We start from the raw sequence: 22,011 nt of genomic DNA, 5'->3' as shown, positions 1-22,011 counted from the left end.
TTGTGCAGCCGTGTCTAGTCGGTGTTTAGTTGTTGTCACCGGGCAGCGCGCGGGTCAGGGCGTCGTGAATGCCCTGCTCGATGCGGTCGGTGGCCAGCGGGCTGGCGAACGGGGCCGGTGCCCCGCAGGTACAGGAAAATTGGTTGAACACCACGTCCGCGCCGGCCGGTGCGGCGAGTCCGACCGCGGCACCCAGAACGACTGCGCTACCAATTATTATCTTCGCGATCATTTGTAAGCCTCCATCCGTTCACGTGCCGTTAAAGTGTACGCACGGACGGAAGCGTGGCGGCACTGGCGCGCCGTTTTGTGGTGTGTTGTGGCCGTTTCGTTAGACGGCCGGAGGTGGCGGCTCCGGCGCCGGCTTGTACTGCGGGCAGTAGGCGCGGATGGCCGCGCCGACGAAGTAGCCGGCGTCGTAGTCCGGCAGGCTGCTGCTGTTCATCACGTCGATGACGACCTCGTTGGGCGTCATCCCCTCCGCGAGGTAGTCGCAGACCTTCCGTGCTGCCGCGATGGCAGCCGGGACGGACTCATGGGTGATGCCGTCGGAAATCAGCAGCTGAATGAATTTGTCATCGTTTGCGTCGGCATGGGCGGCAGGGGCCACGCCTGCGCCAAGCACGCCGAGCGACACGACCATCGCAGCTACAAGTCGAGTGCCCGACGGGATTTTCACGGGTCCGGGCTTGGCAATTTTCACGTCCCTCATCATCTCTCGTATCGCGATCGTTGCCAACGCGAGTAAGTCCGGCCAGGTGTTGAACACGGCCGTTTTCGGCACGCGGACACCGGGTGGGTAATTTGACCCCATGCCGTACGGACGCTGGTTGTCGCCGGCGCTGCTGGCGTTCTGTTTGGTCGGCTGCGGCGTCCAGCACGTCTCGGCGGCCACGCCTCGCGATCTGGCCGGGACGTTTCGATCCGGCGGCATGGACCGCACCTACGTGCTGCACCTGCCGCCGGGCGATCCCGTCGGCCTGGTGCTCAGCCTGCACGGCGGCGGTGGCAGCGGAAAAGGCCAGAAGGGTCTGACCGACTTCGACGCCGTGGCCGACACCAACAACCTGCTGGTGGTCTACCCGGACGGTTACGACAAGAGCTGGGCCGACGGGCGCGGGGCGTCGCCCGCCGATCGCCGCCACATCGACGACGTGGGCTTCCTGGTCGGGCTGGCCGAAAAGCTGCGCAACGACTACAACATCGCCCCGGGGCACGTCTTTGTCACCGGAATGTCCAACGGCGGCTTCATGTCCAACCGACTGGCTTGCGATCGGGCTGATGTTTTTTCCGCGATCGCGCCCGTGGCGGGCACGCTGGGCGTGGGGGTCACGTGCCATCCCTCGCAGCCGGTTTCGGTGTGGGCGGCGCACGGGACCGCCGATCCGCTGGTGCATTTCACCGGTGGCGACGTACGCGGTCGCGGTAGCCCCAGCCACTCCATCTCGGCCAAAAGCATGGTGGACAAGTGGCGTTCGGCCGACGGCTGCCAAGGTGACCCGGTAGTGCAGGTGCTGCCCAGCGTCGGCGACGGCACCATCGTGCGCCGCATCGATTCGACCGCGTGCGCTGCGGCCACCGAGGTGGTCTTCTACCAGATCGACAACGGCGGGCACACCTGGCCGGGCGGCAAGCAGTATCTGCCCAGGGCGGTCATCGGACCGACCACCCGCGCGCTGGACGGATCGGAATCGATCGCGCAGTTTTTCCTGGCGCACGCCCGCGATTAGCGCTGACAGGACGGGCACCAGTAGGCCACCCGGGCGCCGGGGGCGTCGACGTTGATGCGCGTGCCGCAGCGACGGCAACTTTGCCCGGCGCGGCCGTAGACCCACAGCTGTCGGCCCGCCCGGGTGTCGCCGGTGGTGCACCGGTTCCAGCGGAAACGATTGGCCCACAACATATCCCGGGCTCGGGAGACCAAACGGCGCGGATTGGCGATCGCGCTGACCGGCGCGGTGGGCAGGTGTCCGCCGACAAAGCACAACTCGTTGCAGTACACGTTGCCCACCCCGGCCAGCACCCGCTGGTCGAGCAACGCCTCGGCAATCGGGCGCTGTGGGTCGGCGACGAGATTGGCGGCGGCGACCCCGGGATCCCAATCCGGGCCCAGCAGATCCGGCCCCAGGTGCGCGACCGCTTCGCCGTCGTGGTCGCGGTCGCGGATCTCCAGTACACCCAGGTCGATGCCGACCGCCCGAATATCGTTGGCTTCCAGAATGATTCGAGCCCGATGGTCTATCCGCACCGGCCGGTTTCCGACGCGCCAGCTGCCGTCCATCTTCAGATGTGAGTGAATGCTGGCTGGTCCCACCCGGATGAACAGATGCTTGCCGTGGCTGACCACCTCGTCGACCACACTGCCGGTGAGATCCGCCGTGGCGAATTTCGGCACTCGAACGTCGCAGCGGGTCAGCGTCCGTCCGGCCAGGTGCTCGCGCAGCAAGGCCGCGGTGTGCCAGACGGTGTCACCCTCGGGCATCGGTCGTCACTGCAACCGCATGCCGCGTGGGGTGCGCGCGAAGCCGGCCTGCGCCAGTGCCTCGACGACGGGACCGGGCCCGCCGGCCAGCGGCTGCAGCGCCGACACCCCGTCGATGCGTTCGACGAGGATGGACTCGACGCGTCGCGCGGTGACCAGGTCGGCCAGCGCCTGCGCCGCCGCGTGGTGGGCGCCGGGATCGTCGGCGAAGGTCAGCATCGACCGCCCGCCGCGCTCGAGGAACCAGGCCAGCTCGCCGTCGACCAGTACGACGAGCGCACCGGCCTTGCGGCCCGGGCGTGCACCCTCATCGGTTGCGGGCCAAGGCAATGCGGCCCCGTACGGGTTCGCCGGGTCGGCGGCGGCCAGCGCCACCGCCCGGTATTCGGGCCGCTCCGGGTCGATCCCGTCGAGGTAACCGCGCAGCCGGTCGACGGTCGAGGCGACGGCGAATTGGGCGCCGCCCAGCGACTCGACGAAGTAGCCGCGCTGACACCGGCCCGCCTCTTCGAATGTGCTCAACACCTTGTACAACGTGGCGAATCCGCCCGGCACGTTCTCGGCGGTCACCGCGCCGCGGGTCAGGACGCCGTGCCGGTTCAGCAGCAGCTCGGCCTGGTAGTGGGCGCGCAGGGTGGAGTCGGGCTCCGGGGTCGGCAGCGCCGACCAGCGGCCGGCCACGGTGGGATCGGTGGTGCGGGCCTGCGGATGCGCGACGCTGTACCGGCTCAGCCGCGGCGGCCGGCGGATGTGGTGCGCCGGGGCCGAGCGCTTGCGGGCACCGGTGCCGGCGAGCAGCGCGCGCACCGGGGCGAAGGTGTCGCCGGTGATCCAGCCGGCCCAAATCAGTTCCCACAGCGCATCTTTGTGCGCTGTGTCGCCGAGGCCGGGGGCCAGCTGCCGGAAGAAGTACGCCCCGCCGCCGGATAGCGTGTCCAGAATCGCGCGATGGGTGTCGGTGAAGTCGATCTCGTCGGGCGCGGTCAGGGTCAACCGGGCGGAATCGCTGGCGTGCAACACAACCCACCCGTCGCTGCCCGAGATCGACCCGGCGCCCGACCAGGTGACCTCGCCGGTGGCCAGCAGCTCGTCGAGCATCGCGGGTGAATAGTCGCGCACCCGCGGCGCCAGCACCAGCGGTTCGAGCGCCGACGCCGGGATCCGCACGCCGGCCAGCTGGTCGATCGCGGAGACCAGGCCGTCGATGCCTGACTGGGCCGCGGACACGTGGTGCCAGGCGGGCAGAAACCGCCCGTAGGCGGCGGTGCTGACCGGCTCGACCTGGGCGCGCAGCGCGGCCAGCGAACGCCGCCGCAGGATCCGCAACACGTCGGCGTCGCACCATTGCTCGCCGCCGACACCGCGGGACTCGTTTTCGGGTGCAACGAAGTCGCCGCGCACCAGCCGGGCCCCGGACCCTCCCGAACCGGCCAGCCGGCCCAGCACGTCGGCCGTCACCCGCAGTCCCAGACCGAATCGGGCGGCGGCCTCGGCCGTGGTGAACGGGGTGTGGGTGCGCGCGTAGCGGCCCAGCAGCTCGCCGAGCGGGTCGGCCACCTCCTCGGTGAACGTGGCCGGTACGCCCAGCGGGACGGCCACGCCGACCGCGTCGCGCAGCCGTCCGATGTCCTCGATCGCTACCCACCAGTTGCGCCCGGCGAACGACACCGTCAGCGCACGCCGGGCGGTCCGCAGGCCTTCCAGCCAACCGCCGACGTCGGCGGCCTCGGACCGCGCGGCGACCTCGTCTTCGGTCAGCGGGCCCAGCAGCCGCAGCAGGTCCGCGACGGCCTCGGCATCGCGGGCGGCCTGGTCGGGGCTCAGATGCTGCAACTGGCGCCCGGTCGCGGCGACGACGTCGGGATCGAGCAGTTCGCGCAGCTCGACGCGCCCGAGCAGCTCGGCCAATAGCGTGCTGTCCAGCGACAGCGCCGCGGCGCGGCGTTCGGCCAGCGGGGAATCACCCTCGTACATGAACGCCCCGACATAGCCGAACAGCAGCGAGGCCGCGAACGGCGACGGCTTGGCCGTTTCGGCCTCGAGCACCCGGACCCGACGCGTGGCGATGCCGGTCATCAAGTCGACCAGCGCCGGGACGTCGTACACGTCTTGCAGGCACTCGCGGACGGTCTCCAGCACGATCGGGAAGTCGGGGTATTTGCGTGCCACGTCCAGCAATTGGGCCGCGCGCTGGCGCTGGTGCCACAGGGGCGAGCGGCGGCCGGGGTAACGGCGGGGCAGCAGCAGTGCGCGCGCCGCGCATTCGCGGAACCGGGACGCGAACAGCGCCGAGCCGCTCACCTCGGCGGTGACGATCGGGTCGATCTCGTCGGCGTCGAAGACGAAAAGCTCGGCGCCGGCCGGGGATTCCTCGAGGGTGTCGGGCAGGTGCACCACGATGCCGTCGTCGGAGGCGGTCGGCTTCTCGTCGATGCCGTAGCGTTCGGCCAGTCGCCGGCCCACCGCCAGCGCGAGCGGCCCGTGCACCCGCAGCCCGTACGGGGAGTGCAGGATCACCCGCCAGTCGCCCAACTCGTCGCGGAATCGCTCGACCAGCAGCGTCGTGTCGGTGGGCACCGCCGCAGTGGCCGCGCGCTGGTCGTCGAGCAACACCCACAGGTTGTCGGTCGCGTAGTCATTGAAACCTAATGCAGCACAACGTTTTGCGAATGCCTCGCGATCCAGTCCGGCCAGCTCGCCGGTGAACGCACCGAGTGCCGCGCCGAGCTCGGCCGGGCGGCCCACGCCGTCGCCGTGCCAGAACGGCAGCCGGGCTGGCAAACCCGGCGCCGGCACCACCAGCACCCGGTCGTGGGTGATCTCGGTGATCCGCCAGCTGGTCGCCCCCAGCGAGATGACGTCACCCGGGCGCGACTCGTAGACCATCTCCTCGTCGAGTTCGCCTACCCGCGAAGGCTTTTCGGCCTCACTGGCCAGATAGACGGTGAACATCCCGCGGTCGGGGATCGCGCCGCCGGAGGTCACGGCCAGCCGCTGCGCGCCGGGCCGGGCGGTCAGCGTGCCGGCGTCGCGGTCGTAGACCAGCCGCGGTCGCAGCTCGGCGAATTCGGTGGACGGGTACTTGCCGCTCAACAGGTCCAGGGTGGCCTCGAACACGCTGCGCGGCAGGGTCACAAACGGCGCGCTGCGGCGCACCGTGTCGAACCAGCGGTCGGCGTCCAGCGGTTCCAGTGCGGCCGCCGCGACGGTCTGCTGGGCCAGGATGTCGAGCGGGTTGGCGGGCACCCGCATGGTCTCGATCTGCCCGGCCAGCATCCGCTGCACGGCCACCGCGCAACTGATCAAATCGGTGCGGTGCTTGGGGAACAGCACTCCCTGCGACACCTCGCCGACCTGGTGGCCGGCCCGCCCGATGCGCTGCAGGCCGCTGGCCACCGACGGCGGCGCCTCCACCTGGATCACCAGGTCGACCGCGCCCATGTCGATGCCCAGCTCCAGGCTCGACGTGGCCACCACCGCCTTGAGCAGCCCGCGCTTGAGGTCCTCTTCGACCAGGGCACGCTGCTCCTTGCTGACCGAGCCGTGGTGGGCGCGGGCCAGCACCGCGTCGGCGCCGTAGGTCTGGCCGCTGCCCATGATGTGCGCCGGCGCCCCGCCGGGCACCTTCCGGTTCGCCTTCAAATTTTCCGGGGCCGCCAATTCCACCCCGCTGCGATCGGCGTGAATCTCGTTGAGCCGTGCGGTAAGTCGTTCGGCCAGCCGCCGCGAGTTGGCGAACACGATCGTCGAGCCGTGCGCCGCGATCAGGTCGACCAGCCGGGCCTCGACGTCGGGCCAGATGGTGTTGTCGGTCAGGTTGGCCATGTCGGGCACCGGCACCTGCACGGTGAGTTGAAAGGACTTGGCCGACGGTGGCGACACGATCGTGGTCGGGGCGTCGCCGGACAGGAACCGCGCCAGCTCCTCGGGCGGGCGCACCGTCGCCGACAACCCGATGCGCTGGGCGGGCCGCCCGTCCCGCAGATCGTCGAGCCGCTCCAGCGATACCGCCAGGTGCGCGCCGCGTTTGCCGGCGGCGATGGCGTGCACCTCATCGACAATCACCGTCTCGACGCCGGCCAGCGTCTCGCGAGCGGCCGAGGTCAGCATCAGAAACAGCGACTCCGGCGTGGTGATCAGCACGTCGGGCGGGGAGTTGATCAGCTGGCGACGCTGCGCCGGCGGGGTGTCACCCGAGCGGACCCCGACGCTGATATCGGGGGCGGGCAGGCCGCGTCGCTGCGCGATTCGCCCCAGCCCGGCCAGCGGGGTGCGCAGGTTGCGCTCGACGTCGACCGCCAGCGCCTTGAGCGGGGAGACGTACAGCACCCGGGTGCCGCGGGCCGGCCTGTCGGCCGACTCGGCAAGACGGTCGAGTGCCCACAGAAACGCCGCCAGCGTCTTGCCGGACCCGGTCGGGGCGATGACCAGCGTGTTGTTGCCGTCGGCAATGGCGTCCCAGGCCGCCGCCTGCGCGGTGGTCGGGGCGGGGAAGGTGCTGTTGAACCACTCGCGGGTGATCTCACTGAACTTCGCGAGTGCTTCGGTGCTCACCTAGCCATGGTGCCAACAGACACCGACAACAACGTCCCTACTGCGGTTGATGGCGAGCGGTCGCCATCGCGTGCGCCAACTCCTCGGGAATCTCGGGCACCCGGGTGAGCGCGTCGAGCAGCGTGTGCGCGCACGAGTCGGCCAGCCGCTCGGCACTGGTCGTCGGGTCCATGATGCGTTGCCGGCACAGCTCGAAGGTGAACGCGATCCAGCCGTTGAGGATCACCCGCAGGTCCCGCTCGACATCCGGGCCCAGCTTCGCGCCCGGAACCGCGGCCACCACGTCCTGGATGCGGCTCATGATGTGCTCCAGCTGGCGGTTCTTGGCGTCGTCCTCGACGCCGAGCAGAACCGGGTCGGACCGGCCGAGGCCGACGTAGGCGGCCCAGGCGGCTTCCGGGTTCTGTTCGTGGTAGGCCATGTAGGCCAACACGCCCATCCGCGCTTCTTCGAACATCGTCAGCCCGGTCATCGGCTCTTTGTTCGTCGCCTCGTAGAGCCGATCGGCCTCGTCCTTGACCACCGCGGCAAAGAACGCTCGCTTGTCCGGGAAGTAGTGATACATCAGGGCGCGCGAGACGCCCGCGCGCTCGGCGATCTCGTCGATGCGGACTTCGTCGTAGGGCCGCTTCCCGAAGACCTCCGCCCCTAACGCAAGCAGTTCGGCGCGTCGGTCCTCGGGGGACAACCGCCTCCTAGCCGTAGGCATGTGTCAAATAGTACCCACGAACCCGGACCGACAATTCAGCTTGCGTTTATCCGAACTCCACACCTTGAGCCAGCAGCAGCTCGCTGGAGTAATTGACGGTGTTGGTGGCGCGCCGCATGTAGGCCTTCCACGCATCCGAACCGGATTCCCGTCCGCCGCCGGTTTGCTTCTCGCCGCCGAACGCCCCCCCGATTTCGGCGCCCGACGTACCGATATTGACGTTGGCGATACCACAGTCGGACCCGTCCAGGAAGCGCTCGGCCTCGCGCAGGTCGGTAGTGAAGATGGCCGACGAGAGCCCTTGCGGCACCGCGTTGTTGAGCGCGATCGCCTCGTCCAGGTGGTCGTAGGTCAGCACGTAGAGGATCGGCGCGAACGTCTCGGTCGCCACGATGTCGCTCTGGGCTGGCATGCGTACCAGCGCCGGTGCGACGTAGTAGGCGCCGGGATGTCCGGCGGCCGCGGCGTCCTGGAAGTCGCCGCCTATCACCTCGCCGCCGTCGGCGCGCGCCTGTTCCAGCGCACCGACCATGTCGCGGTACGCGGTCTCGTGAATCAGCGGGCCGACCAGCGTGTCGGGGGCGGTCGGATCGCCGATGGGCAACGTCGCGAACGCCGACGCCACTCGCTGCACGACCGAGTCGGCCACCGAGCGATGCACGATCAGCCGGCGCAGGCTGGTGCACCGCTGCCCGGCGGTGCCGGCGGCGGCGAACACGATCGCGCGCACCGCCATATCGAGGTCGGCCGACGGCGTCACGATCGCCGCGTTGTTGCCGCCCAGCTCCAGCAGCACCCGCCCGAAGCGCGCGGCCACCCGCGGACCGACCTGCCGGCCCATCCGCACCGAGCCGGTCGCGGACACCAGTGCGACCCGTGGGTCGTCGACGAGCCGCTCGCCCAGCCGGCGATCGCCCAGCACCAGCCCGCTCACCGCGGGCGGCGCGCCGACGTCGGCGGCGGCCCAGCCGATCAGCGCCTGACACGCCAGCGCGGTCAACGGCGTCAGCTCCGAGGGTTTCCACACCACGGTGTCCCCGCAGACCAGTGCCACCGCGGTGTTCCAGGCCCACACCGCGACCGGGAAGTTGAACGCGGTGATCAGCCCGACCACGCCCAGCGGGTGCCAGGTTTCGGCCAGCCGGTGCCCGGGTCGCTCCGAGGCGATGGTGCGGCCGTAGAGCTGGCGGGACAACCCCACCGCGAACTGGCAGATGTCGATCATCTCCTGCACTTCGCCCCGGGCCTCGGAGGTGATCTTGCCGACCTCGACGGTCACCAGCGTCGCAAGGTCGGTGCAGTGCGCGACGAGCAGCTCGCCCAGCCGGGCCACCAGCGCGCCGCGCACCGGCGCCGGGGTGCGGCGCCACGTGGCGAAGGCTTCGGCGGCCGCAGCGATGGCGCGGTCGGCCTCCTCGTCGGCGGTGGGCCGCACGGTGAACAGCACCTCGCCGCTGATCGGCGTGCCGGCCGCGAGCCCATGCTCGCCGGGTTCGCCGAGGCTGACGTCGGCGCCGATCGCCCGCAACGCCCGCCGGGCCGCCTCGCGCAACTGGTCAGAGGTCGTCATGCCGATGCCTCCTGGTAGAGAACATAGGGGTCATGGATATGGTGGCCGATCGCCCCGGCCAGCCACGACGCGTCGTAACCGGAGTCGTCGACGGCGTGCCGGGTTTTGGGCCCCGCCCGGGTGTCGCGATCCAGGTTGGACCGGAAGATGCCCGCCGCCGACGCGGGCAGGAAGTCCTCGTACACAATCGGTGCCGCCGGGTCGCCGCCGCGGTAGTAGGCCAGACCCGCGGCGGCCATCTCCTCGTCGGTCGACGGGAAGTACTCGTTCCAGACCCGGGCCGGATCCGCTTCCCCCACGAGCCGGGCCATCGCCGCGTCGTAGCGCGCCCGCCCGCGCGGGGTCAGTGCCAAACCGCGCGCCTCGACCTCGCCGAACCGCACCCGCAGGGTGCCCGCGCTGACGGTGCCGTCCCGGCCGCGGAACAGGCATGGTTCGGCGAGTGCGCGAAATGACGTCTGGCGCAACAAGACTGGGGGACCTTCGGTGCGGGGCGGGCCCTGGATGGCATCGATCATCGCGATGCCCCGGTCGGTCATCCGCCGGTAGAGCTCGTCGATGTCGAGCACCCGCGGCGTCAGGTGGTTGATGTGGGTGGAACACACCCCCGCGATGTCGGCGGCCACCGGGGAGACCCGCGACAACTCGTCGTACCAGTGCTTGTCGATCGGTTCGCGTGACAGCGCGAAGACCTCCACCGCGGCGGCGACGAACGCGTCGGCCTCCTCGGCATCGCAGGCGCCCTCGGCGGCGATGATCCGGGCGCGCTCCAGCAGCGCGGGGTCGAAAAGCTGGCGGCGCGCGACGAACGTCTCGACGCGGCTGCGCAGGTCGGGCTCGAAGTACCGGGCGTCGCGGGTGGCCAGCATCGACGTGAACACTCGAAAAGGGTTGCGCGCCAGCTCTTTTGCGTCGATCGGCCGAAATGCCGTCGATACCACCGGAATCGGCGAGCGGGCGCGGCGCAGGTCGTAGTACCCGACCGCCACCATGCCGAACGCGGCGAACAAGTCGGCGACGGCGGCCAGCTCGGCCGGGCTGCCCACCCGGATGGCGCCGTGCCGTTCGGCGGTAACACGGTGCAACGAGCCGAGCCGTTCGGCGCCGGGATGGTGTGCGACGTAGTCGGCGTTGACCTGACCGCTGACCTCGACCAGGGTGCCGTAGGCGGGCACTTCGGCGGCGTAGGTGGCCGACAGCCCCGCCGCGAAGCGCTCGCGCAGCTGCCAGGTCAGCAGCCTCTTGCGCCGACTCATGGATAATTCCCGGCCATGGGTGAGTCGCTCGACGACATCGACAAGATCCTGGTGCGCCGGCTGGTCGCGGATGGCCGGGCGACGCTGGCGGAGCTGGCCGCCAGTGCCGGGCTGTCGGTGTCGGCGGTCCAGTCCCGGGTGCGCCGGCTGGAGGCCCGCGGCGTGGTGGCCGGATACTCCGCGCGGATCAACCCGGAGGCGGTCGGGCAGCTGCTGTCGGCGTTCGTGGCCATCACCCCTCTGGATCCTTCCCAACCCGATGATGCGCCCGCCCGGTTGGCGCACCTCGAGGAGATCGAGGCGTGCCATTCGGTGGCGGGCGAGGAAAGCTACGTCCTGCTGGTGCGCGTCGCGTCCGCGCGGGCGCTCGAGGACCTGCTACAGCGCATCCGGACCGCCGCCAACGTCCAGACCCGCAGCACCATCATCCTCAATACTTTTTACAGTAATCGCCAGCACGTACCGTAAACGTTATGGCAATAGCGTCATAGATCCGTAAAAACTAAGCTAGCATGGCGGTATGACTGCCGTCCTGAACTCGCTCACCGGCGTGCAGCCCGAACCCGATCGCGTCCACCAGGTGCTGTCGCGCAGCATGCTGGTCGACGGTTTCGATCTCGTGCTCGACCTGGCCGCCTCGTCCGGGTCGTATCTGGTCGACGCCCGCGACGGACGCCGCTACCTCGACATGTTCACCTTCTTCGCCTCGTCGGCGCTGGGGATGAACCATCCGGCGTTGGCCGACGACGAAGAATTCCGCGCCGAGCTCGGCCAAGCCGCGCTGAACAAACCGAGCAACGCCGACGTGTACACGGTCGCGATGGCCGGCTTCGTCGAGACCTTCGTCCGGGTCCTGGGCGACCCGGCGCTGCCGCATCTGTTCTTCGTCGACGGCGGCGCCCTGGCGGTGGAGAACGCGCTCAAGGCGGCCTTCGACTGGAAGAGCCGGCACAACGAAAAGCACGGCCTCGACCCCGAACTCGGCACCCGGGTGCTGCATCTCCGCGGCGCCTTCCACGGCCGCAGCGGCTACACCCTGTCGCTGACCAACACCAAGCCGGTCACCGTGGCCCACTTCCCGAAGTTCGACTGGCCGCGCATCGACGCGCCCTACATCCGGCCGGGCCTGAATGGGCGCGACATGGACGCGGTCGAAGCCGAGTCGCTGCGCCAGGCCCGGGCGGCGTTCGAGGCCCACCCGCACGACATCGCCTGCTTCATCGCCGAGCCGATCCAGGGTGAGGGCGGCGATCGCCACTTCCGGCCGGAGTTCTTCGCCGCGATGCGCCAGTTGTGCGACGAACACGACGCGCTGCTGATCTTCGACGAGGTGCAGACCGGCTGCGGGTTGACCGGAACCCCTTGGGCCTACCAGCAATTGGGGGTGCCACCCGACCTGGTGGCGTTCGGCAAGAAGACACAGGTGTGCGGGGTGATGGCGGGCCGGCGGGTCGACGAGATCGCCGACAACGTGTTCGCGGTCGCCTCCCGGATCAGCTCGACGTGGGGTGGCAATCTGACCGACATGGTGCGGGCGCGCCGCATCCTGGAGATGATCGAGGTCGACGGGTTGTGCGCGCGCGCCGCCGAGCTGGGCCGCTACCTGCGCGACCGGCTGGTCGAGCTCGCCGACGAGTTCCCCGCGACGGTGTTGGATCCCCGTGGCCGCGGACTGATGTGCGCGTTCAGCCTGCCGAGCACCGCCGACCGTGACGAGGTGATCCGCCGGCTGTGGCAGCGGGGCGTAATCGTGTTGGCCACCGGCACCGACGGCGTTCGATTCCGTCCCGCTTTGACGGTGTCGCGGGCGGACATCGACGCGGCCGTCGCCGCGCTGCGTCACGTGTTGGTGGCCGTGAATGCGGGTACCTGACCACACGTAACTAATCCGTCGTCGCGGACGAATAACTGGATGCAGTCAGCACGCGGAGGTCTCATGCCGAAGGCAGATGAGCGATCACGGGGTGATCGCCTGGGTTCCGAAGACGGCGAGGTGCGCGCCGCGATCCGCTTTACCGCCTTGGCGACGGTCACGGCGGTCGGATTCGTGGTGATGGCGGCCTTGTGGGTCAGTACCTGTCCCGCCACGGGCGTGGACACCGTGGCGTGCGGTGCACCGCAGCGGACCCTGCTGGCCATCGGTGGGCCGCTGATCCTGCTGGTCGCCGGCCTGTGGGCGTTCGTGCGGACCTACCGGGTCTGGCGCGCCGAGGGCACCTGGTGGGGATGGCACGGCGCGGGCTGGTTTTTGCTGACGCTGATGATCGTCACCGTCTCCATGGGTGTTCCGGCCATTGCCGGGCCGGTGCTGGGGCTCGCATAATTGTTGGGTGCGAGCCCTACAAATGGAGAGGGTGCAGCCGTGGGAGACACCTACCACGACCCCGTCGACCATTTGCGGACTACGCGGCCACTCGCCGGGGAATCACTGATCGACGTATTGCACTGGCCCGGATACCTGATGGTGGTGGCCGGCGTGGTCGCGGTGTGCGGCGCCTGGCTGCCTTCGGCACCGGACATCAGCATGAGAGCATGACCGCGGGTGTGACGGCCGTCGTCGTCACGGTGGTGGGCCTGGTGTGGCTGGCCGCCGAGCACCGGCGGGTACGCCGGATCTTCGATCGGTGGTACCTCGAACATCCCGACGCGGCCAGGCAATCGCCCGACAGCTGACGCGCGGCCCCGCGCACCCGAAAATTCGTAGGTTATCCGCATCGTCGAGTGGGTATCTGGTGTAAACCATGATGAGCGCCCGCGACGTTTTTCCTGCTCGCAGCGCTCACCCCATCATGGGGCAAAGAATCAGGAAAGCACCGACATAGATGCTGACTGCAATGACAATCAGAAGGACCAGAGTAATTCCGGCAAGCAAAGCGATGCGCCCCAGTGTGTGTGTCCCGGGTTTGCCGGTGCTGTCTGGCGCGTCCCTGAGTGACATACCCGGCCGCGATGAGGGCTGACGGGGTGAGCTGTCGCGACCGGTGGCGCGCTCCAAAGCGAGGGGTAGTGTGAGCCAAACGTTGCCGGGAGACCATATGACCGATATCGGATCGCGCGCTGACAAACGTCAACGCGGCCGCAGAGCTGTCGAACTTCACGTCGCTGCGTGCCTGGAAAACCTGGCGATGCTGCGCACGCTGGTGGGTGCGATCGGCACCTACGAAGACCTGGATTTCGACGCCGTGGCGGATCTGCGGCTCGCGGTGGACGAGGTATGCACCCGGTTGATCCGCTCGGCCACCCCGGACGCGACGCTGAGCGTGGTGGTCGACCCCCGCGACGACGAATTGGTGGTCGAGGCATCCGCGGCGTGCGCAACCCACGACGTGGTGTCGCCGGGCAGCTTCAGCTGGCATGTCCTGACGTCGCTGGCCGACGACGTCCAGACCTTCCACGACGGGCGCGAACCCAACGAAACCGGCAGCGTATTCGGTATCACGCTGACGGCGCGACGGGCGGCCGCTAGCCGGTGACAGCGCAAGCTGACGGCGGTTCGGGCGCGTCACGCCCAAACGAATACGCCGATGTTTTGGATATGTTCGATGAGCTGGCGACGGTCTCGGCCGGCTCGGCGGAATTCCAGCGTCAACGGGACAAGATCGTCGAGCGGTGCCTGCCGCTGGCCGATCACATCGCCCGCCGGTTCGAGGGCCGCGGTGAACCACGCGACGACCTGGTTCAGGTCGCGCGCGTCGGTTTGGTCAACGCGGTGGTCCGTTTCGACGTCGAGGCCGGATCGGACTTCGTGTCGTTCGCGGTGCCCACGATCATGGGTGAGGTCCGCCGGCACTTCCGCGACAACAGCTGGTCGGTCAAGGTGCCGCGGCGCCTCAAGGAGCTGCATCTGCGGCTCGGCAGCGCCACCGCCGACCTGTCGCAACGCCTCGGCCGGGCGCCGACGGCCACCGAACTCGCGGCCGAGCTGGAGATGGACCGCGCCGAGGTCGTCGAGGGTCTGGTGGCGGGCAGCTCGTACAACACGCTGTCGATCGACAGCGGCGGGGGCGGCGGCGACGACGAGGACGCCCGTGCCATCGCCGACATGTTGGGCGACGTCGATGCCGGCCTCGATCGCATCGAGGACCGCGAGTCGCTGCGCCCGTTGCTGGAGAGCCTGCCCGAGCGCGAGCGAACGGTGTTGGTGCTGCGGTTCTTCGAGTCGATGACACAGACTCAGATCGCCGAGCGGGTCGGCATCTCGCAGATGCACGTATCGCGGTTGCTGGCGAAATCCCTAGCGTGCCTGCGTGACCAGTTGGAGTAGCGGCCGCGCATCGGGTCCCGTCGGCACCACCGTCTCGAGCAGCGGCTCCTCGACCGAGGTCGTGACCGGCAGGGTGCCGTCGGGGTCGCAGACCCGCAACAGCCGGCAGACCGCCGGGCTGGGTACCAGCGCCCAGCTCAGCCGCGCGCCCGAGCACACCACGTTGATCCGGTGCAGCGCTGAAAAGCCAACAGTACCAATGAAATTCAGCGCGCGCAGATCGAGGATCAGCCGCTTGGCATGGCGCGCATTGCGCTGCATGTAGCCGGCGAGCTGATCGGCGTTCGCGGCGTCGAGCTCGCCGTCGACGGTGACGACGGTGCCCGCGGCGCTCCACGTGGCGTTGAATTGGGCCGTTCGGCATTGTTGCCAGGATCGGGTCACAGACATTGCTTCACTCCCTCAACCGAGGATCGGTGTGGGGACTACGTCAACGGCGAGGCAATGCTCGAAGGTAGGGAATTCGCCTTCCGCGCGGCGCTGACGTGGTCCGGGCGGCTGTGAACTCAATCTGCCTCGCACCCTACCCGCGCTGCCGGAGACCGACAACGTTTCCTTAGCTGATTGCCAGGAAGCCTGGTCGGCTACTTGATCTCGGCGAGCACCGTGCCCTGGGTGATGGCGATGCCCGCCTCGACCGCGAGACCGGTGATGATGCCGTCCTTGTGCGCGGTGACCGGGTTCTCCATCTTCATCGCCTCGAGCACCACCACCAGGTCACCGATGGCGACCTGCTGGCCCTCCTCGACCGCGACCTTGACCACGGTGCCCTGCATGGGCGCGGTGACCGCGTCGCCCGAGGCCGCCGCTCCGCCGTGCGCGCCGCGCTTGCGCGGCTTCGGCTTCTTGCGGATCACGCCGGCGCCGGTCACGCCGCTACTGTTGGACAGCGCCAGGTCGCCGGGCAGCGACACTTCGAGCCGGCGCCCGTCGACCTCGACGACGACCTTCTGCCGCGGCTGGGCGTCGTCCTCGTCGAGGGGCTCGCCCCCGGTGAACGGCTCGATGGTGTTGTCCCACTCCGTCTCGATCCACCGGGTGTGCACCGCGAAGCCGTTGTCGTCGCCGACGAACGCCGGGTCTCGCACCACGGCGCGGTGGAAGGGGATGACCGTGGCCAGGCCCTCGACGTGGAATTCGTCCAGCGCCCGCCGGGAGCGCGCCAGCGCCTCCTCGCGGGTTGCCCCGTGCACGATCAGCTTGGACAGCATCGAGTCGAATTGGCCGCCGATCACCGAGCCCGCCTCGACGCCGGAGTCCAGCCGGACACCGGGGCCGGTGGGGATGTCGTAGCGGGTCACCGGGCCGGGGGCGGGCAAGAAGCCGCGCCCGGCGTCCTCGCCGTTGATCCGGAACTCGATCGCGTGCCCGCGCGGTGCCGGGTCCTCGGTGATGTCCAGCTTGTCGCCGTTGGCGATCTTGAACTGCTGCAGCACCAGGTCGATGCCGGCGGTCTCCTCGGTGACCGGGTGCTCGACCTGCAGCCGGGTGTTGACCTCGAGGAACGAGATCAGGCCGTCCTGGCCGACCAGGTACTCGACGGTGCCGGCGCCGTAGTAGTGCGCCTCCTTGCAGATCCGCTTGGCCGACTCGTGGATCTCCTTGCGCTGCGCGTCGGTCAGGAATGGTGCCGGGGCCTCCTCGACCAGCTTCTGGAAGCGGCGCTGCAGCGAGCAGTCGCGGGTGCCGGCGACGACGACGTTGCCGTGCTGATCGGCGATCACCTGGGCCTCGACGTGGCGCGGCTTGTCGAGGTAGCGCTCGACGAAGCATTCGCCGCGACCGAACGCCGCGACGGCCTCACGGGTGGCCGACTCGAACAACTCGGGGATCTCCTCGATGCTGCGGGCCACCTTCATGCCGCGGCCGCCGCCGCCGAAGGCCGCCTTGATCGCGATCGGCACGCCGTATTCCTTGGCGAAGGCCACCACCTCGTCGGCATCCTTGACCGGGTCCGGGGTGCCGGGCACCAGCGGGGCCTGCGCCAGGGCGGCGATGTGGCGGGCGGTGACCTTGTCGCCGAGGTCGCGGATCGACTGCGGGCTGGGCCCGATCCAGATCAGACCGGCGTCGATGACCGCCTGCGCGAAATCGGCGTTCTCCGAAAGAAATCCGTAGCCGGGGTGGATGGCGTTGGCGCCGGACTTGGCCGCCGCGTCGAGAATCTTGCCGAAATCCAGGTAGGACTCGGCCGAATTCTGACCGCCCAGGGCGAACGCCTCGTCGGCCAGCCGCACGTGCGGCGCGTCGGCGTCGGGCTCGGCGTACACCGCCACGCTGGACAGGCCCGCGTCGCGGGCCGCTCGGATCACCCGGACAGCGATTTCGCCGCGATTGGCAGCGAGCACCTTGGCGATCCTCGAGCTGGCGTGACTAGGCACCTGCGCCTCCTGTGTATGGCTGAAGTCGTCGTCTCTAAGAGAATTTCTTACAAGTCTTGTCGGGGGAAGTTTAGGCGGCGCGCCCGAAGCGCTGATACCTGGTACCTCTCAAGCCGACTCGCGCAATCGGCGCTTGATGCGGGCCAGCATCGCCGACATGCCGCGCAGCCGCAGCGGGCTGATCAGGGCGGCCAAGCCCAGCTCGCCGTAAAAATCTTCGGGCACCACCAGGATGTCGGCGGCGGGTTGCTGGTCGAGGCCGGCGGCCAGGATCGAGGCAAAACCGCGGGTGGTCGGCGCTTCGGCGGGAGCGCTGAAATACAGCCGCACCCGGTTCGGGTCGTGCGCGTCGACATGCAAGAAAAGCGGCGACTGGCATTCGGGCACCGGCTCCATCTCCGCCTCGGCCAGATCGTCGGGCAGGTCGGGCAGGTCGTCGGCGAACTCCAGCAACAGCCTCAGCTTGTCCTGGCCCTGCACTTCGGCGAAGTCGGACACCACCTCGGCTAGCGGAGCGGGCAGAGTCATCGGGTCGGCACGGCTCCCGGTTCTTCGCCCGCGACGATCGGCACCCGCACGGTGTTGCCCCACTCGGTCCAGGACCCGTCGTAGTTGCGCACACCCGCCTTGCCCAGCAGGTGGGTCAGGACGAACCAGGTGTGGCTGGATCGCTCGCCGATGCGGCAGTAGACGACGGTCTTGTCGTCGGGTTTCAAAAAGCCGTACAGCTCTTCGAGTTCCTCGCGGCTGCGGAACCGGCCGCTCTCGTCGACCGCCTTGCCCCACGGGATCGACCGGGCGGTCGGGATGTGGCCGGCGCGCAGCGCGCCCTCCTCGGGATAGTCGGGCATGTGGGTGCGCTTGCCGGTGTACTCGTCGGGCGAGCGCACGTCGATCAGCGGTTGGCTGCCCAGGATGTCCAGCACGTCGTCCTTGTAGGCGCGGATCGGTGCGTCGTTGCGCGCGATTACGGGGTAGCCCGTCGACGTCTTGGTGGGCACCTCGAGGGTGGTGTCGCGCCGCTCGGACAGCCACAGATCACGCCCGCCGTTGAGCAGCCGCACATCCGGGTGGCCGAACAACGTGAACACCCACAGCGCGTAGGCGGCCCACCAGTTGCTCTTGTCGCCGTAGATCACCACGGTGTCGTCGCGCGAGATGCCCTTGCGGTTCATCAGTTCCGCGAACTGCTCGCCGGAGATGTAGTCGCGGACCCGAGGATCGTTGAGGTCGGTGTGCCAGTCGATCTTGACCGCGCCGGGGATATGCCCGACGTCGTAGGGCAGCACGTCCTCGTCGGATTCGACGATCGCCAGCCCGGGCGAGCCTAGGTGGCCGGACAACCAGTCCGCGGTGACCAAGCGTTCGGGGTGGGCGTAGGCCGACAGCGTCGGGCTTGAATCGGGAGGTAGCGGCACAGAGCAAAGCCTACTCAGCTCCGGGTTGTCCGGCCGTGGGTGCGCCGCGACAAGCCCGTCGTGCACTACGCCGCGAGAACCGATGTGTAGTAGCTGGGCTGGCCGGCCGGCGTTGCGTGGCCGCCCGGCCAGCCCAGCAGGCCGTCATCGGCCAGCAGCTGCGTGGCCGTGGTCCCCGTGGACCGCCACCCGAAGCTGTCGAGGTAGCCGCGACCTCGCTGCGGGCCCCCGGATAGTTCAGCGCGCAGATGTCCAGATCGAATCCATGGTAACGCCAGGTGCGAGTCGCGTTGCGGATCATCTCTTGGACCCGCCCGCAGTCCAGTTCCGGTGACCCCACGAACGCCTCGGTGGCCATCCGACTTCCCGGCGCGCTGAGGCCGGTGACGTTGTCCAGCAAGCGATCCTGAGCCTGCGGGGGCAGGTAACCGAAAAGCCCTTCGGCGATCCAGGCCGTCGGTAACGCCGGGTCGAATCCGCTGCGCAGCAGCGCGGTCGGCCAGTCGTCGCGCAGGTCGGCCGGCACCATCCGCAGCTGCGCCGTGGGCTTGGCACCCAGCCGTGCCAGCGTTGCGGCCTTGAACCGCAGCACGTCCGGTTGGTCGATCTCGAACACCACCGTGCCGGGCGGCCACGGCAGCCGGTAGCCGCGCGCGTCGAGCCCGGACGCAGGATCACCGCCTGGCGGATTCCGGTGGCCGTCGCGTCGGCGAGGAATCGATCGAAGTAGCGAGTGCGGGCCACCAAATCGGTGGTCATGCGGGCAAGACCCCAGGCCGCCTCCGGCTCGTCGACCTCGGACGCGCAGAGCTCTCCGGTGGCCCATTTGGTAAGGAATTCGATGCCCACCGAGCGGACCAACGGCTCGGCGAACGGGTCCTCGATCAACGGCTCGGCCGAATTGGTGGCCCGGGCGCGGCCCGCGGCCACCAGCGTGGCGGTCGCGCCGACATGGCTGGCCAGATCCCAGCTATCGCCGTCTCTACGCATCACAAATCCGCCTCCCTGGATTCACGAATCGCATACGTCGAAACTAGGAAGATCTGCCGCGGCGCAACTCCACCGATCGGCCCACGTAGGTGATGAACGGCTCTGTCCCCGGATCGGGGGACACGGCCGGCGCTAACCGTCGTCGGTCAGCGCGCCACTGATGAAGACGGTGTCGTCGTCCGTGGCCGGCATCGAGGCCGCTGCGCTCGAACAGTTCTGTCAGTGGCACGCCCTCGAGCCGCCAGCCCAAGGCGGCGAGGTAGTCGAGGACGTGGTTGCGCTGGCCGGTGTAGATCAACGAAGCCAAATCGACGTCGATGCCATGTTCGCGGAACGGGCTGGAGATGGTTTGCGCTCGCTCGGCATCGAAATCGACGATGCTGCACACGAATTCGGTGGCCACCATGCTCCCGGGCGCACTCAGGGCGGTGATGTTGTCGAACAGCCGGTCCTGGGCCTCCGGCTTGAGAGAGATCAGCAAACCCTCGGCCAGCCATGCCGTCGGTGCTGCCGGGTCAAAGCCGGCGGCTTGCAGCGGCGTCGGCCAATCGGCGCGCAGGTCGCTGGGCACGCAGCGTTGGGTGGCGCGGGGCGCGGCCCCCAGGTCGGCCAGGGTCGTCGTCTTGAAGTTCAGCACTCGTGGTTGGTCGATCTCGTAGACAACGGTCCCGGTCGGCCACGGCAGGCGGTAGGCCCGGGCGTCCAGCCCGGACGCGAGAATGGCCACTTGCCGAATCCCGCGGTCGGTGGCGGTGCGAAGGTAATCGTCAAAGTACTTGTCGCGCACCGCGTTTCCGTCGACCATCGCCTGCGCCACGGTCGGTGAGACATCCCCGATCGCGGTCATGTCGAGTTCGCCGTCCATCATCTTGGTGAAGAAGTCCAGCCCCACCGCGCGGACCAGAGGTTCGGCGAACGGATCGTTGATCAACTGGCGCGAATCCCTGGTGGCCATCGCGCGCCCGGCCGCGACGATGGTCGCGGTGACGCCGACACCGGAGGCCAGATCCCAGTCGTCGTCGGTGCGCGCCACGCGCTCAGCGTAACCGCGACCGTGCCCGGTCAGCTGCCCGCACCGCGCGTCCTATTGGCGTCGGAACAGGCGCCCGTGCTGGCTGCATAACCAGGCGATGTCACCGTCGGGTGCACGGACGAAGTTGGAGCGGCTGCCGGTGGGTTGGTCGTCGGGTCCGAGGTCGAGCCCGTAGTCGGTCCGGTAGAGCGCGAGGCCCAGCCAGGTGCGGCTGGTGTCGCCGATGCTCATGCTTCCGGTGAGCCGGCCGTCGCTGGGGTAGAGCTCGATGACGGTTTGCTCGATGCTGCCGTCCTGACAGACTTGCTCGGCGACGTACCGGCTGGCATAGGCCGCCAGGTCGACGGCGTCCAGGTGGAGCGGCGTGGTGGGCATGTTGGTCAGTCCGACGAATCTGCGCAACGCCCAGTCGCAGGAGAACAGGTCGTTGATCAGATCGAATCCGCCATCGGAGTTGGTCAGCACGGTCATGGCGAAGTCGCGATCGGGTGTCATGAAAAAACCGGAGCGTTGGCCCGTCCAGGTGCCGCCGTGCTCGACGATGGTCACGTTCTGCGCGGAGGGCCGCAGCATCCAGGTGATGCCCATCCCGGTCAGCTCGACCCAAAGTGTCCCGCCCGCACCCGGGTTCGACCGCATCGCCTCGAGTGACTCCCGGCTCAGAATCCGCTCGCCGCCGGGTGCCGTGCCGTCACCGAGGTGAAACTGTGCGTAGCGCAGCTGATCTCGCGCCGTGGACATCAACCCGCCGGTGGGGTTGCAACTGCGTGGAAATGCCCAAAAGTTGGTATCGACAACGGGTCTGCCGTTGGCCACCCGGTGCGATGCCGCCACCTTCAAGCCGATTATCTGGTCGGAAAAGTAGCGGGTGTGCGTCAGCTGCAGCGGGTCGAGCAGCAGCCTCTGCACCGCCGACTCGTAGGTGGTTCCGGTGAGCACCTCGATGATGCGGCCGGCCACCGCGAAGTCGGGCAGGTAGCGGCGCACGGGGAGTCCAGGTCCACCTTGCCCTGCTCAACCAGCCGCATCATCACCGTTCCCGTGAAAGTGTTTGTGGTGGAGCGGATTCGGAATACGGTGTCGCCGTCGACGGGTGTCGGATGGTCTACGTTGGTGACCCCGTAGCCCCGCACGAACTCTTGGCCACCGGCCCAGACCGCACCCGCGACGCCCGGGATCGCGTAGGCGGCCATGCCCGCTTTGATCTTGGCTTCCAGTTCGTCGAACGCTACGCCAGGCTGGGTGCGGCTCACCGCTTCAACCACCGCGGCGCAGATTTCGTGCGGCAGTCGGCCGTCCACATGGCCATCAATATAGCCGGACTTACCAAATCGTCGTGACCGCGGAGCGGCTC

17 protein-coding genes and 4 pseudogenes are annotated in these 22,011 nt (G+C 68.8%); 7 read left to right on the top strand and 14 right to left on the bottom strand.

The window, feature by feature from the left end; genetic code table 11:
• Nucleotides 1-25 precede the first annotated feature (25 nt).
• Nucleotides 26-232 (bottom strand): hypothetical protein, encoded by a 207-nt coding sequence (locus T428_RS0119015; protein WP_025737736.1) that lies wholly within the window; start codon nt 230-232, stop codon nt 26-28.
• A 99-nt stretch (nt 233-331) separates the two neighbouring features.
• Nucleotides 332-703 (bottom strand): DUF732 domain-containing protein, encoded by a 372-nt coding sequence (locus tag T428_RS0119010; protein WP_245604986.1) that lies wholly within the window; start codon nt 701-703, stop codon nt 332-334.
• Between the two features lie 109 nt (nt 704-812).
• Here T428_RS0119010 and T428_RS0119005 point away from each other — a divergent pair, with 109 nt between their 5' ends.
• Nucleotides 813-1,730, top strand: a complete 918-nt coding sequence (locus T428_RS0119005; RefSeq protein ID WP_025737733.1) for an extracellular catalytic domain type 1 short-chain-length polyhydroxyalkanoate depolymerase — start codon at nt 813-815, stop codon at nt 1,728-1,730.
• On the opposite strand, the gene nei2 is transcribed toward T428_RS0119005, so the two are convergent.
• Genes nei2 through hglS form a run of 5 tightly spaced genes read right to left on the bottom strand, consistent with a single transcriptional unit; the run spans nt 1,727 to nt 10,571 of the window.
• Nucleotides 1,727-2,482, bottom strand: coding sequence for an endonuclease VIII Nei2 (gene nei2 / locus T428_RS0119000; RefSeq protein WP_025737732.1), 756 nt, complete (start codon nt 2,480-2,482; stop codon nt 1,727-1,729). The genes T428_RS0119005 and nei2 overlap by 4 nt on opposite strands.
• 6 nt (nt 2,483-2,488) lie before the next feature.
• Entirely contained in the window at nt 2,489-7,036 is a 4,548-nt protein-coding gene (locus tag T428_RS0118995; RefSeq protein ID WP_025737731.1) for an ATP-dependent helicase, read from the bottom strand.
• 37 nt (nt 7,037-7,073) lie between these two features.
• Complete coding sequence (locus tag T428_RS0118990; RefSeq protein ID WP_025737730.1) at nt 7,074-7,745, bottom strand: TetR/AcrR family transcriptional regulator; 672 nt, start codon at nt 7,743-7,745, stop codon at nt 7,074-7,076.
• Nucleotides 7,746-7,791: 46 nt separating this feature from the next.
• The gene (gene amaB / locus T428_RS0118985; RefSeq protein ID WP_036468424.1) at nt 7,792-9,315 is read right to left on the bottom strand and encodes an L-piperidine-6-carboxylate dehydrogenase; all 1,524 of its coding nucleotides are present in this window, start codon (nt 9,313-9,315) and stop codon (nt 7,792-7,794) included.
• Complete coding sequence (gene hglS, locus T428_RS0118980; RefSeq protein ID WP_025737728.1) at nt 9,312-10,571, bottom strand: 2-oxoadipate dioxygenase/decarboxylase; 1,260 nt, start codon at nt 10,569-10,571, stop codon at nt 9,312-9,314. The genes amaB and hglS overlap by 4 nt, the downstream gene beginning before the upstream one ends.
• Before the next feature lie 15 nt (nt 10,572-10,586).
• Between hglS and T428_RS0118975 the strand changes: the two genes are divergently transcribed.
• From T428_RS0118975 to T428_RS0118950, 6 genes and pseudogenes are all read left to right on the top strand, one after another.
• The gene (locus tag T428_RS0118975) at nt 10,587-11,039 is read left to right on the top strand and encodes an Lrp/AsnC family transcriptional regulator (protein ID WP_025737727.1); all 453 of its coding nucleotides are present in this window, start codon (nt 10,587-10,589) and stop codon (nt 11,037-11,039) included.
• Between the two features lie 52 nt (nt 11,040-11,091).
• Complete coding sequence (gene lat, locus T428_RS0118970; RefSeq protein ID WP_025737726.1) at nt 11,092-12,444, top strand: L-lysine 6-transaminase; 1,353 nt, start codon at nt 11,092-11,094, stop codon at nt 12,442-12,444.
• A 63-nt stretch (nt 12,445-12,507) separates the two neighbouring features.
• The gene (locus tag T428_RS0118965; protein WP_025737725.1) at nt 12,508-12,894 is read left to right on the top strand and encodes a hypothetical protein; all 387 of its coding nucleotides are present in this window, start codon (nt 12,508-12,510) and stop codon (nt 12,892-12,894) included.
• Nucleotides 12,895-12,933: 39 nt separating this feature from the next.
• Nucleotides 12,934-13,244 (top strand): annotated as a pseudogene (gene usfY, locus T428_RS29440) (protein UsfY).
• A gap of 362 nt (nt 13,245-13,606) precedes the next feature.
• Nucleotides 13,607-14,044 carry an anti-sigma factor gene (locus tag T428_RS0118955; protein ID WP_025737724.1) on the top strand — a complete coding sequence of 146 codons (438 nt, stop codon included), beginning with the start codon at nt 13,607-13,609 and terminating at the stop codon, nt 14,042-14,044.
• A complete protein-coding gene (locus T428_RS0118950) occupies nt 14,041-14,835 on the top strand; it encodes an RNA polymerase sigma factor SigF (RefSeq protein ID WP_025737723.1) in 795 nt (264 codons plus the stop codon). Before T428_RS0118955 ends, T428_RS0118950 begins: the two co-directional genes overlap by 4 nt.
• Here T428_RS0118950 and T428_RS0118945 read toward each other — a convergent pair.
• The 7 genes and pseudogenes from T428_RS0118945 to T428_RS29425 all read right to left on the bottom strand — a co-directional run bounded on the left by T428_RS0118945 (nt 14,806) and on the right by T428_RS29425 (nt 21,970).
• Nucleotides 14,806-15,225, bottom strand: a complete 420-nt coding sequence (locus T428_RS0118945; RefSeq protein WP_036468422.1) for an STAS domain-containing protein — start codon at nt 15,223-15,225, stop codon at nt 14,806-14,808. The two genes, T428_RS0118950 and T428_RS0118945, sit on opposite strands and share 30 nt — an antisense overlap.
• Before the next feature lie 194 nt (nt 15,226-15,419).
• Nucleotides 15,420-17,216, bottom strand: a complete 1,797-nt coding sequence (locus T428_RS0118940) for an acetyl/propionyl/methylcrotonyl-CoA carboxylase subunit alpha (protein WP_025737721.1) — start codon at nt 17,214-17,216, stop codon at nt 15,420-15,422.
• Between the two features lie 108 nt (nt 17,217-17,324).
• On the bottom strand, nt 17,325-17,744 hold the full coding sequence (locus T428_RS0118935) for a SufE family protein (RefSeq protein WP_025737720.1): 420 nt from the start codon (nt 17,742-17,744) through the stop codon (nt 17,325-17,327).
• The gene (locus T428_RS0118930; RefSeq protein WP_036468420.1) at nt 17,741-18,634 is read right to left on the bottom strand and encodes a sulfurtransferase; all 894 of its coding nucleotides are present in this window, start codon (nt 18,632-18,634) and stop codon (nt 17,741-17,743) included. The genes T428_RS0118935 and T428_RS0118930 overlap by 4 nt, the downstream gene beginning before the upstream one ends.
• Nucleotides 18,635-18,699: 65 nt before the next feature.
• Nucleotides 18,700-19,627: pseudogene (locus tag T428_RS29435) on the bottom strand (class I SAM-dependent methyltransferase).
• 129 nt (nt 19,628-19,756) lie between these two features.
• A pseudogene (locus T428_RS29430) lies at nt 19,757-20,657 on the bottom strand (class I SAM-dependent methyltransferase).
• Nucleotides 20,658-20,708: 51 nt separating this feature from the next.
• Nucleotides 20,709-21,970: pseudogene (locus T428_RS29425) on the bottom strand (serine hydrolase domain-containing protein).
• Nucleotides 21,971-22,011: the final 41 nt, after the last annotated feature.

This window comes from Mycobacterium genavense ATCC 51234 (assembly GCF_000526915.1).
Classification (GTDB): domain Bacteria; phylum Actinomycetota; class Actinomycetes; order Mycobacteriales; family Mycobacteriaceae; genus Mycobacterium; species Mycobacterium genavense.
The sequence above is the reverse complement of the archived record's forward strand: the minus strand, read 5'-3'. Positions and strand labels throughout refer to the sequence as shown.

Coding starts and splice junctions, on each gene's coding strand:
- T428_RS0119015 (WP_025737736.1), bottom strand. CDS start 232: ATGATCGCGAAGATAATAATTGGTAGCGCAGTCGTTCTGGGTGCCGCG.
- T428_RS0119005 (WP_025737733.1), top strand. CDS start 813: ATGCCGTACGGACGCTGGTTGTCGCCGGCGCTGCTGGCGTTCTGTTTG.
- nei2 (WP_025737732.1), bottom strand. CDS start 2,482: ATGCCCGAGGGTGACACCGTCTGGCACACCGCGGCCTTGCTGCGCGAG.
- T428_RS0118990 (WP_025737730.1), bottom strand. CDS start 7,745: ATGCCTACGGCTAGGAGGCGGTTGTCCCCCGAGGACCGACGCGCCGAA.
- amaB (WP_036468424.1), bottom strand. CDS start 9,315: ATGACGACCTCTGACCAGTTGCGCGAGGCGGCCCGGCGGGCGTTGCGG.
- hglS (WP_025737728.1), bottom strand. CDS start 10,571: ATGAGTCGGCGCAAGAGGCTGCTGACCTGGCAGCTGCGCGAGCGCTTC.
- T428_RS0118975 (WP_025737727.1), top strand. CDS start 10,587: ATGGGTGAGTCGCTCGACGACATCGACAAGATCCTGGTGCGCCGGCTG.
- lat (WP_025737726.1), top strand. CDS start 11,092: ATGACTGCCGTCCTGAACTCGCTCACCGGCGTGCAGCCCGAACCCGAT.
- T428_RS0118965 (WP_025737725.1), top strand. CDS start 12,508: ATGCCGAAGGCAGATGAGCGATCACGGGGTGATCGCCTGGGTTCCGAA.
- T428_RS0118955 (WP_025737724.1), top strand. CDS start 13,607: ATGACCGATATCGGATCGCGCGCTGACAAACGTCAACGCGGCCGCAGA.
- T428_RS0118945 (WP_036468422.1), bottom strand. CDS start 15,225: ATGTCTGTGACCCGATCCTGGCAACAATGCCGAACGGCCCAATTCAAC.
- T428_RS0118935 (WP_025737720.1), bottom strand. CDS start 17,744: ATGACTCTGCCCGCTCCGCTAGCCGAGGTGGTGTCCGACTTCGCCGAA.